General features: G+C 48.5%; 9 protein-coding genes. 2 read left to right on the top strand and 7 right to left on the bottom strand.

The genetic code is table 11. The features are described 5' to 3' along the window. The first annotated feature begins 91 nt into the window (after positions 1-91). Positions 92-1,876 (top strand): YdjY domain-containing protein, encoded by a 1,785-nt coding sequence (locus R3B84_12310; protein MEZ6141345.1) that lies wholly within the window; start codon positions 92-94, stop codon positions 1,874-1,876. A gap of 75 nt (positions 1,877-1,951) precedes the next feature. On the opposite strand, the gene R3B84_12315 is transcribed toward R3B84_12310, so the two are convergent. From R3B84_12315 to R3B84_12330, 4 genes are all read right to left on the bottom strand, one after another. Further along, positions 1,952-2,917, bottom strand: coding sequence for a DUF58 domain-containing protein (locus R3B84_12315; protein ID MEZ6141346.1), 966 nt, complete (start codon positions 2,915-2,917; stop codon positions 1,952-1,954). Continuing rightward, a complete protein-coding gene (locus R3B84_12320) occupies positions 2,917-3,372 on the bottom strand; it encodes a hypothetical protein (GenBank protein ID MEZ6141347.1) in 456 nt (151 codons plus the stop codon). Before R3B84_12320 ends, R3B84_12315 begins: the two co-directional genes overlap by 1 nt. A 23-nt stretch (positions 3,373-3,395) precedes the next feature. Continuing rightward, positions 3,396-4,421: an AAA family ATPase gene (locus tag R3B84_12325; GenBank protein ID MEZ6141348.1), complete on the bottom strand. Its 1,026-nt coding sequence runs from the start codon at positions 4,419-4,421 to the stop codon at positions 3,396-3,398. Between the two features lie 174 nt (positions 4,422-4,595). After that, positions 4,596-6,179 carry a hypothetical protein gene (locus tag R3B84_12330; protein MEZ6141349.1) on the bottom strand — a complete coding sequence of 528 codons (1,584 nt, stop codon included), beginning with the start codon at positions 6,177-6,179 and terminating at the stop codon, positions 4,596-4,598. 382 nt (positions 6,180-6,561) lie between these two features. Between R3B84_12330 and R3B84_12335 the strand changes: the two genes are divergently transcribed. Then, positions 6,562-7,755, top strand: a complete 1,194-nt coding sequence (locus R3B84_12335; protein ID MEZ6141350.1) for a DEAD/DEAH box helicase — start codon at positions 6,562-6,564, stop codon at positions 7,753-7,755. Here the strand turns inward: R3B84_12335 and R3B84_12340 are convergent, their stop codons facing one another. The 3 genes from R3B84_12340 to larE all read right to left on the bottom strand — a co-directional run bounded on the left by R3B84_12340 (position 7,756) and on the right by larE (position 11,324). Continuing rightward, on the bottom strand, positions 7,756-9,069 hold the full coding sequence (locus tag R3B84_12340; protein MEZ6141351.1) for a hypothetical protein: 1,314 nt from the start codon (positions 9,067-9,069) through the stop codon (positions 7,756-7,758). 25 nt (positions 9,070-9,094) lie between these two features. After that, positions 9,095-10,387, bottom strand: coding sequence for a hypothetical protein (locus R3B84_12345; GenBank protein ID MEZ6141352.1), 1,293 nt, complete (start codon positions 10,385-10,387; stop codon positions 9,095-9,097). A gap of 79 nt (positions 10,388-10,466) precedes the next feature. Continuing rightward, entirely contained in the window at positions 10,467-11,324 is an 858-nt protein-coding gene (gene larE, locus R3B84_12350; protein ID MEZ6141353.1) for an ATP-dependent sacrificial sulfur transferase LarE, read from the bottom strand. Positions 11,325-12,011: the final 687 nt, after the last annotated feature.

The following is a 12,011-nucleotide window of genomic DNA, read 5'->3' on the forward strand; positions in this document are numbered from 1 at the left end:
TCCCTTGAAGCGAAATTTTTTGCGTGACAGACGCTTCATCGGTCCTTTACAATTTGGTCAGTGCGAAAAATACCACTTCGTTGAGAAAATCATGAGAAAATTCCTGTTTTTGGCCGTGCTGTTGTTCGCAGCACCGGATCAGGCAGCAGCGTACATCGAAGCTCCCCACACATTGGGTAAGTGCGTCAACGATTCCAGCAATATCGTGCTGATGGAAGTGACTAAGATCAATGCTGAGAAAAATCTCATTATTTTCAAGAAAGTGGCAGATATCAAAGGAAAACACCCCACGAATGAGATCAAGCACAACATCGGTAAACGTGGCTTTAATGAAAGGGAATGGAAAACCATTATGGCGTGGGCCAAAGTGGGTGAAAAGGCCGTTTTCATGTATAGTGGGAATGCCAGCGAGACCTGTATTGGCAAGTATTGGTACCAATGCTACCAGGAAGGGGAATGGTGGGGAATGTCCCACGCGGAACCGTTTCTGCTCCGCACCTACTTTGGAGATGCCGGTGTGCTTGGCGAACTGTGTGCCCGCATCCACAAAAATGAAGAAGTGATTGTGCCTTGCCTGCAGGATACCAACAAAAATGATCTTCACCTGGCGAAGGGTAAAGTTCAACGCCTGAAAGCCAGTTTAAAGAAGCAGGATTATAACCCGAAACGAGACTTCGTGGGCTGGGGAGACCTTGGTGGGGCGATTATTGAATACAAAGATATCCCAATTCTGAAAGCTGGCAGTTCCTGGAAATACCGCGAAGCGGGCGAACTCAACAAAACCAATCAATGGACACACGCGATATTCGATGACAGCAAATGGCAGGCGGGCATCGCGCCTATTGGTTATGGCGAAGATGAAATCGGCAGGCGAAAAGGTACCACCATCACAGCGAAAGGATTGCCTTTTCTTTTTCGTACAGAAGTGATGATTACTGCGGAACAACTGGCCACAAAGAATGCCACCATGAGCTTGCGGGTGGCCAGCGACAACCACGCAGTGGTCTATGTGAATGGTGAACTGGCGGATAAAGACACAGAAGCTGATCACGAGTTCGTTTACTGGAACCGAGATGTTGAACTGCCGCTGAAATTGTTCAAGGAAGGAAAAAATCAGTTAGCGGTGCTGGTAGAGAATGCATCAGGCAGTTCGGATTTGTACTTCGATCTGGAAATTGCGCTGCAGATTGCGGTGACAATACAGCCAAAACAGCCTGTTGCGGTGGTGGGGAAAGAGGGCCCTATGAATCAACAACCAGTAGCACCAGAGCCGAAAGATCCCACCGCATTAATAATTGATGAGAAAACGAAGGCAATTTTCATTAAGGCAATTGTGGCACCTCGAAAACTCGCCCACCTGAATCAGGTATATCCGATTGAGGTGGTGGCAACACTTGCCCACCCACGTGGGCAGAAAGCGCATGAGACGGTAGTGAATTTCCAAGGAATTCTGCCCAGTGAACTGCACAATGCCCTGGTAAAATTAGGCCTCAAACCGGGCAAACCAGCATTAGGGGAAGGTCAGCAGGCAACTGGCCCCGAGGTGAAAATCTTTCTCGAAATTCCCACCAACAATGGGGTGAAACGGATTCCAATAGAAGAATGCCTGGTGCATAAAGCCACTGGCAAGCAGGTTTCCGGTTTGAAATGGCACTTCACAGGCTCCGCCATCAAACAGCCCGACCCAGAGAAAGACGACAAAGTGTATGGTGCCGATTTATCGGGGACCTTTCTTTCTTTGTTTCCAGTGACTGATAGTTGCGTGTTGCAGACACAACTGACGATGAAGGACGAGCCGAACTATAAGTTAGAAGTGAATTCAAACTTGCTGCCCAAAGAAGGCGGCTCGGTCAAATTAGTCATCCAGGTGCCATAAGTCTGGCGTCCGAACAGGGATTCAATTTCCTTAAGTCATTTTACAGCAACTACTTGCAATAAATGTGAGAATAAATTAACGTCTGCGTGAGCGGGTCATCAGGTATTCGATCAGTGCCTTGTCAAAGTTAATTCCCGTATGCAATGGCACGAAATCGATTCCCACCTGCTGCGTTTCGGTGCGAAAGCGTTCTCGAAATGCCTCTAGACCAGCCAGATAATCTTCCCGCATCCCACGAGCTTCGATCTGCATTTCTTCATTCGTTTCACTGTCGACGAATTCAACCAACCCTTCAAATGGAAACGTTGCTTCCGCTTCATCCAGAATATGGAACAGGATCACTTCGTGGCCTTGGTGTCGTAACTGGAATAAGGACCGCAGCAAAACTTCGGGATCGGCGAGCAAGTCACTAAAAATCATAATCAGGCTTTTGTGGCGGATCAGTGCAGAGAGTTGTTGCAAACCTTGTGCAAGATTGGTATCACCTGCGGGTCGCAAACTGGCTAAAAGACCAAGAATATTCGCCAACTGACTGCGCTTGCTTTTCGGTGCCAGCATGTTGTGGATTTTGTCGGAAATGGTCACCATGCCAACCGGGTCCTGCTGGTGGATCATCAGGTAGCCAAGTGCCGCTGCCAGACAAATGCTGTATTCAAACTTGGTTAATCGTTCCGCTTCTTCTGCATAGCCAGTACCGGACAGATTATTTTTGCCGGCAACTTTTGCGGATTCCATTGCCCGCACGCCGCACCAATCCATGGACGCGGAGAGATCCAGCACCAGATAGCCAGTAACGTTGGTTTCTGCACGGTATTTTTTAACATAATACCGGTCAGTTTTGGCATACACGTTCCAGTCCAGATCTTTGAGGTCGTCCCCTGGGGTATATTTGCGATGTTCTGCAAATTCGACAGAAAATCCTTGAAACGGGCTGGCATGTAAACCAGTCAGAAAGCCCTCCACAATGAACTTGGCCCGCAAATCAAGTCGCCCCACCTGGGCAACGACTTTGGGGTTCAAATATCGTTCTGCAGAGGCCATTAATACTCCTTAATCAACAATTCGTTGTTCTGGTTGTACCAGCCATCACCTTCGATATATAACACGCCATTCGTTTGCTCAGCCAACCACATGGATAGTAGATGACATAAACGGGTCATCTGAATTTCGTCTGGATAATCGATCGGAAAGCGAGCTGTAATCAGTTGCTGGGTCTGAATCAGCCGTTCCATTAATGGTAAGCTGTTGTGGGAATAATCCAGCGTTTCCAGCCATGCTGCCCAACTATTGAGATCCTGCCTTAAATCATCCTGTGTGGTTAAAAATCGATCCACGGTCAGCGGGGTACCATGCCCCAACTGCAGGCTGACCTGGGTCCAGCCCAGATCGTCCCCTTTGAAGTGGCCTTCCACCAGCAAATGATTCTGGTGCAGATGGTGCAGCATCTCCGTGGGATCAGGTTCGATTTCAGATAAACCAAAAATACGGTACCACATCAGTTCAACTCATTAGCCTTCTTTCAGATCTTTTTCTTTGCAGCATACTTGGGTGGTTCCGCTTCTGTGATCAGTTGCAGAAGATCAAGCACGATATCGTCAGTGGTTTTCCCTTCCGCCTGTGCCTGAAAATTGGTGCCTATACGATGGCGCAGAACCGGCAGTGCTGCTTTGCGAATATCTGCAATGGAAACACTGAAGCGACCTTCCATTGCAGCGAAAGCTTTGCCAGCCTGTATCAAATACTGGCCCGCACGCACACCAGCTCCGAAATCAACCATCCGTCGTACAATTTCTGGAGCGGTGGGGTCTTTCGGGCGGGTGGCCCGAACCAGACGACTGACATAATCAATCACAAAATCGCCTACGGGCACACTACGTACCAGTTTCTGCAGGTTGATGATCGCCTTCCCGCTGAGCACTTTCTGGATCTCGTTCACTTCATCTTTCGCAGACATCGACAGAATTCGCTTTTCTTCATCCAGACTGGGATAGTCAACGATGATGTTGAACATGAAGCGGTCGAGCTGTGCTTCCGGAAGTGGGTATGTACCTTCCTGCTCAATGGGGTTCTGGGTAGCGATCACAAAGAACGGCTCTGGCAGATCATACGTGTCCTGACCGATTGTTACCTGGCGTTCCTGCATCGCCTGCAACATTGCTGCCTGAGTTTTTGGTGGTGTCCGGTTGATTTCGTCTGCCAGCACCACATTCGCAAAGACTGGTCCATGGACAAACCGGAATTCACGTTTCCCTTCTTCATTTTCATCGAGAATTGTAGTTCCAGTGATGTCTGAAGGCATTAAATCTGGGGTAAACTGAATTCGTTTGAATGCCACATCGAGAATCTGTGCCAATGAAGATACCAGCAGTGTCTTAGCCAACCCAGGGACACCCACCAGCAAACAATGCCCGCGCGTAAAGATTGCGGCCAGCACCTGTTCGACAACTTCAGACTGCCCCACAATAATGCGGCCAAGTTGCTCCACCATCTGCGAGCGGGATTGAGCAAACTGTGCCAGGTAGTCGGCAATGCGTTCGTTCGACACGAATGGGATCCTCGATTAAGTTCAGCATTCGAATTACTTCAGTATTGTAGGTAATTGACGGGCATTCGAATTGGAAAACTGGATTGACCCAGGTTGGATCAATAATTGTAAAATTTGGGACAATTTATTACGGAGAATAAGGCAGGAATTGGCTGAAAAAAGTTGTTCAGATAATTATTCTGCTGCTTGCCGCATTTGCGGCACTTCCATTGGCGGAGGATCAAGTTTTACGGGATCTATGTAGGCTTTGTCGTGGAAGCACATTAATAATCCATTGTCAGCACCTGCGTACAAGCGATCGTCCTGCTCGTTTGTGAAAAAGTGTGAAAATTTTCTAATGCTGTAGGTTCCAAGCGTACGGCCCCGTCGGTTATCAATAATTACCAGTCGACTCTGGCGGTCAAGTGCGTAAATCAGCCCTGGGTTTACCGCCAGGATGAAGTTTGCATCGTTGTTCGGTTGCGGAATGATGCGGCCATCTGGCAGGCGAGCGCCCCACAATGGCTGCAGGGTGTTCGGGTCCATTTTCAGCATTCCCCATCGTGTGCCAATCGCATACACTGCAGATTTCGTAACCACTGGTTTGCGTAATACAAAACCACCGAAGGTTGCGCGACCTTCGGGTCGTGCATTGGAAAGGTACTGTGGGGAAGTAATTACCTGCCTAGTGCTGACCACAGTCATGCTGGAATCCTTACCGCAACTGTAAATGTTTTTCAAATTAAAGTTGTACGGTGCAGAAATAGCATCTTCCGGCATATATTCGGTGCGGATCTGAGACGCACGTGTGACATTCAAATCGGTAAACAGCAGGTTATTACCTGAAGTAACGACAAATCGGTCATCCACTGGATTCGGTGTCGGTTTCAGAATTGCAGGAATCTCTTTCACTGCTTCATTAACCTGTAATTCCCACACGAGGCGAATTGTTGTGGCCTGATCTTTGCTGTTCAGTTTGTACAGATCACGCAAGTTTGGCAACAAGGCAATTGATGGTGCAGCGTTGCCATCATACGCACGATACGGTGGACGGATGCTTTTTAAACCGGTAATCGATACCGTGCGGTCAATCGTATCTTCATGGACGAACGGCGGGCGGGTGGTCGTCAGCATGGCGATCGATGGGGAACGATTGTTCGGCGTCGAAAGAAAACCAGGTTCAGGTGCTCGAAGTGTTACTCGACTAAGTGGGTCTGGTGAATCGGGCAATTTCGGCGAAACATAACCTGGTACAGGATCAGTATACGAATAACAAAGGACTTTGCGGCTCGTCATTGGCAGGTAAATGTTGTTGTCGTCTGCAAGAATCCCAGCAGAAATTGTGCTGGGTAATTCTTCCTGAAAGCGCGTTCTTCCGTCTCGGCGATCCAGGATGAACAGATTCTGCCCCACAACGATGAAAATCGAATCTTTGTTTGCTGCTCCAGGGTAGATGATCCCTTTGGGTACTGCGGGGCGAAAAGTCCAGACAATATCGCCTGCCTTTAAGACCCCACCTTTCTCTTCAACTCCCTGAACCAGACACACGGTGCCAGATTTCATCTGCACCAGCAACTGGTTCCCAAAGGTCTGCACGATGGCAATGCCATCATCACGATTTTGGACGGGTAGAAAGGCTTTCCATGCAACTACCAGGTTCAAGCGGTCCAGATCGGAAGTAGACGGCACAGAACCACGGGATGAGACGATCCGGTCTTGTGCACCCGCCCAAGTGGTACAAAGGAGTACCAGCCCACAGGAAATTGTCCGCAAGAACATACGCGTTGCACCCCACTTCAAAAATTACCCACTTTAATGTAACGGACGAAACTTTAGTTTGTTAGCAGAAATTCCTGAAGAAAGGGGAGAATCTTTGCGTTTTGGTCGGTTTATAACGGTAGATACATCACAACTTCGTTTTCAGAGAAAATTTCCAACCGTACCGTGGCAAAAATATCAAAAATGAATGAAAATTCATTAATTATTTGCATTGGTAATTTCTCCATCAATGGAGAAATTGAAAAGTTTTTTCGTGGAAACAAAAAAATGTTGCTAAACTAAACACAATTATCTTTCTCTGTTGGTTATATGGCGGCCAGTCTGAACAATGCAGCCAGTGAATGAAGTTATTTCGCAAGCGATTCCGGATTCGTTTGCAAGCATGAATCTGATCCTGCCTTTACAACAAGCACTTGCATCTGCGGGTTACGTGAAACCTTCCCCAATTCAGGCACGGTTGATTCCCGTTGCTCTGAAGGGCGTGGATGTGGTGGGTCAGGCACAAACCGGTACAGGCAAAACGGCAGCTTTTTTACTGCCATTTATGAACCAGTGGCGTGGTGGCAAACTTTCGATGCCACAGGCATTGGTTATCGCGCCCACACGCGAATTGGCCAAGCAGGTTGCTGAAGAAGCAGAAAAATTATCCCCAAGCCGGTTTTTCAAAACCGTTGTCGTTTACGGCGGGGCTAACATTCGCAGACAAATCCAACAAATCGAAAGTGGCTGCACGCTGCTCGTTGGTACCCCCGGTCGGATTATCGATCTCTTACAGCAGCGAGCATTATCCCTCGATCACCTGCGTTACGTGGTGATGGATGAAGCGGACAGGATGCTGGATATTGGATTCCGGCCCCAGATCGAGCGGATTATGCGAAAAGCGCCCGCTGAACGGCAGACGTTGTTGATGTCTGCAACCTGGGCGCCACCGATCATCAAGATGACGCAGAAATACATGCGTGATCCCGTTCACATCAACATCACACCGGAAACAATGACGGTTGAGAAAATCGACCAGAAGTACATCACCGTCGATGCGGGTAAAAAGGTTGACTTGCTGCTCTGGTTAATCCAGAAAGAAATGCCGAAACAGAGCATCATCTTTGTGGAACGGAAAAAAACTGCCGATGTGTTGTTCCGAAAAGTACAAAGTAGCATCCCTTCCAGTGCCGCGATCCATGGTGACCTGGACCAGCGAGATCGGGAAAAAATTATGGCACGGTTTCGTGAGGGCAGCATCAGCATGCTGATCGCCACCGATGTCATGTCGCGCGGGATCGATGTTTCGGGAATTACCCACATCATCAACTACGATCTTCCTACCGATTTCGATAATTATGTGCACCGGATTGGACGCACCGGGCGGATGGGTGCGGATGGTATTGCAATCTCATTCGTGACGCCAGAGCAGGGCAGTATTCTGACGGGCATCGAACAAACAATCAACCGCCTGATTCCTGCATTTAATGTGGAAGGGTTTGTGCCTTTTGAAAAGAAAGAGAAAGTAAAAGAAGAGGCACCTCCTTCGCAACCAGTTTACGGCAGATCCGGTCGTAAGTACTCAAATCGTCTGTAGTTATGGTAATTCGTATGACCCACGGATAAATCCCGAGTCGGCGGGGGCCTGGTATTCAATGTCCAGATCGGGCGTATCCAGTTTTTTCTTCTGCAGGCGAGCATCCAGTACCCAATCCAGAATCCCACCTGTCAACATGGTGCGTTCTACTGGGTAGGGCGGTTTGCCGGTATTGAAGAAATCTTCCACTTTTCTGCCCAGTGCTTCCAGAAATGCTGCCCCAGGTGGGGGTGGCAAGAAAAAGAGCGTTGAAATCGGCTCGTCTTTCCCAGCAATGGTTGCGGCAAAAGTTTCATCGGAAACATGGCCATCCAGTTGCAGTACGGTCGCTTTCAGCCCATCGCGGTATTCCAATAGAAATGCTCTCGGCGATTGAACATCCGTGTCGCCCAGCTTTCCGGGTCGGAAGTGCTGGCAATTTTCACGTGGGTCACCATTATTGCGGGACGGACTTCGCTTTAAGGCAGCATCGAGAAGTTTCCAGGACCAGAGACCGGCATCACCTGCTTTCCAGACTTCTGGTCCAGCGAGATATTGCACTGATTTGACACCCTGCTGGGCACGCCCTCGAAATCTGCGTTCCACCATCGTCTGAAGTGCTTCAAGTGCATGAATGCCGTAAATCTCTACTCCGGAACGACTTACGACTAACGCTTCCTTCATTGGGGTGCCGAGTTCCAGTTCCAGTTCTGGGCGACGATAAGTCACAGGCAGGCTCGATCCAGCCATCAACGGAAAGCCCATTTTTCTGGCCGCTGCAACCATCTCGAAGCCACGCTTTCGGTCGTAGCTGAGGTGTTTATCAACAAAGACCGGTACTACTTGTTCTGTTTCATGAAAAATCTTTAATATTTCCTGGAAGTACTCGAAACGTGGGTAGAGAATCTGGCCTTTTTTGTTCACAGGGTAATTACCGTGTTCGCCAATCAGCATGATTCCTTCGACTGCAAGCTTCTTTTCTGCTTGTTTCAAGGCGCTGGGAATCGTGGGAGCATCAAACACACCAAATTGTTCACAGATTCGTTTAGTCAAATCATTTTCAGGGCGTTGTTCTGTGTAAATCGACCCCACCCCGAAGTCGGGGAAATGGTGCTTGCCGTTAAGCCAATAGCCATTGAGAAATCGCCCACCAAGATGGTAAGAGTGGGACAGATAGCGGTATACTGTAGTTAAAATCGCCAGCTTTTTTGTGGCTTGTTTTTTGCGACGTGGCGGCTGGGCCAGCAAGTATTCTTCACCACGAAGCATACCAGGTAGGCCTGCCGTAACTCCAGCTCCTGCAAGCAGTTGCTGCAATAGAACGCGTCGATTCATCAGTAGTCTCCCTGCCCACAGAAAATTAGCGTGGGGCCAGCATCTGATAATCCGGATCTTCAGGATCGGCTGTCAAACGATAGATTTCCCGAAGGATTTCTCTTCGGCATGTCTGGGCAGAAGTCGCCATCAATAGACCGTATACCCAGAACGAACCCGTGAGGCTGAGTAACCAGAACGCCATCGCATGCCGAGCTTTTTTGGTTGGTTCGGGTGGATTTTGGTTATTCTGGAAATTCTGGTTGTTTTGATTGTTATTGTTGTTTTGATTGTTGACAGCAGCGTTGTTTGCACCACCTCGACGAAAACGTGGGGGTTGATTTTGTTGATTATTGTTGATTTTTGGGCGATTGTTGTTTGGAGGCACTTCTTTTTCTGCTTTGGGGTCGTCATCATCCTCATCACGATTTTGCTGAAAGACGTTTTGTTCTTGCTGTTGTTGCATCCGTTCGAATTCCCGCTTTTGTTTTTCGCCTTCAGCAGCAACAACAGCCATCGCTGCGATGAACGCTATCACTTGAAAAACACCCAGGAATATCAAAATCCGCACAGTCCACATCGTTGAGCGACGAACTGATTCGGTGCGTAAGCCCCGCCCCACCTGGATCTGGTAATACAAAGCAATACATTCTGTGATGCCGAAACAGGGAAAAGCCATCGCAGCGCCCATTATTCCCATCGCCATCAGCATGGCACCCGCCTGCAGGTTTTGTTGCAGGATCAGGCCTCCACCCACCATTGAAGCAAATGAGCCGACACCACCAAATGCAGTCAGTGCGGCGAAAATGGAAGTGATCGAACCTGTTGATTTCGCCGGACGATAAGGCACTTGAAAATGTTTGCCACGCCCAGTTCCCCACAACAGGAAGGAGAGGCCCATCAGGACACACCCACCGATTAGTAAGGCGATATTTCTTCCAGGATCGTGGTTTTCAACAAGCAGATTTTCCCGTTCGAGGATCAGAAATGCCCCCAAAACAAGACCACCACCAAAAATCAGGCCACCACTGATCACGATATTACGAAATCCGATCGCAACTCGATCCCACTTTGCCGCCCGTGCCGCCAGGTCTTCCTTCCGTGGTGCAGGTGGTTCAGTTGGTCTTCGCTTGTTATTTTGCGGAATAGGTGGGGGCAACTCCCGCGATTTGCTTTGCCACAGGATTTCTTCCCGTGGCAGTTCCAGTTCCAGCTCGAATTGTGTACCAGGAACGTGAATTACTGTCATGCACGATGGGCAACGGCCTTCCATTCCGGCGTAATGGTCTTCCACTTCAAAATTGACGCGACAACTGGGACAAGTGATCGGAATGGACATAAGTAGCAGGTACCCTCGTTCAATTCAGAAAACTTCCGGTTGGCCACTTTTTTCGACCAACAGGAATGTTGCAACTCTGTCAATGCAGTTGATAACGATTCTTCACATCCAGCGAGATCAACTCATTCATACTACCACTTCGCAGCCCAGCAAGGTCAAAGGTCACGAAACGAAATCCCAAATTCTGGCAGAAAATGAGGAATTTTTCACGAAAATCCGCCTCGAGCACAATGGGGAGGAATTCCACGGGGATTTCCACGCGTGCCAGTTCATCATGGTGCAGTCGGACTCGACAATCAGGTATTTCTTTTTCACGCAGCCACTGTTCGGCGAGTTCGATCATTTGTGTGCGGGCAGGGGTCACGGCTAACCCAGGTACAATTCTGCTCGAGAGGCATGGCGATGCGGGCCGATCCCAGATGGGCAACTGCCACAATTTTGCAATTGCTCGAACAGCTTGCTTACCAAGCCCCGCTTCCTGTAGAGGGTGCCGTACTGCGAAATTCTGTGCCGCAAGCAAACCAGGTCGATAGTCTCCCAGATCATCCTGATTCGCCCCACTACAAATGGTTGAGATCCCCAACTGGGGCGCAATTTCCTGAATTTGGGAATAAAGCTCTGTTTTACAGTGGAAGCACCGAGAACCATCATTGATGAGATAATTCTCATTTTCGAATTCATTTGTGCCCACAATTATATGGCGGATGCCGATTTGCTGGGCAATATCCTTCGCGATCTGAATATCGTTGCGTGGCACACTGGCACTGTCTGCCGTTACCGCAACCGCACGGTGCTGCCAGACTTGAAAGGCACCCGCCGCAACGACAGCAGAATCTACCCCACCGCTGAAGGCAACAACCGCACCATCAGGGAATGTTGCAAGCACCGCAAGCAAGTTTTTTGAAAGTAAGTGCGGGGATTCATCGACTGTCAACAAGGTAGCCTGCCAGATCCAGATTTCAGTTGAGATATTCTCGTATTATAGGAAGGTGATGCTGGCATTACCCGCCGGAAGTATACGTGGGGATGACATTTTGACATTTGCTAGACCTTTCATTTTTTATTAATCTTTGTGGCACCGAAACGAAGGTATTTTCAGGTTAGGAAGTTTGAAAATCGGCCAAGATTCGATGAAATTGGCTGAAAATTCTTGAACTGAAAGAAATTTTGGAAAAACTTAAAAAAATATTGACTTTTTCTGTTGCCCGGTTCCATCTGCTAGATACTATATCATTTACGCAATCCTTACAAATTAACCTCCACTATTTGATCGCTGGTGGTTGGTAGTTGTTTGTAAGTGGCTGATGCGTGCGGGAATAAGACTCATGAGTCAGAGGCATTGGGTGGGTGATTCATTTTGTGTTTCTGACTACTCGAGATTTCCCGGCAGCCAAGGCGTGTCGCGTTCTTTGTCCATCTTCGTGGTGAAAATGCGTACCATTCAATTGAATTCTGCTCTTTTTGATTGTTTCCACAACTTACCAGCTTCTGGTAAAGATTTCTGTAAATCGGCTCGAACCGCTCCAACAGAAGCACCACGAGCATAACTGAACCATTATCATCTGACTGGCTCGTTTTGCATCGCTGTGCAGCGAGTGAATCAGAAAAACAACGTTTATTCCCT

This window comes from Zavarzinella sp., from assembly GCA_041399155.1.
Classification (GTDB): domain Bacteria; phylum Planctomycetota; class Planctomycetia; order Gemmatales; family Gemmataceae; genus JAWKTI01.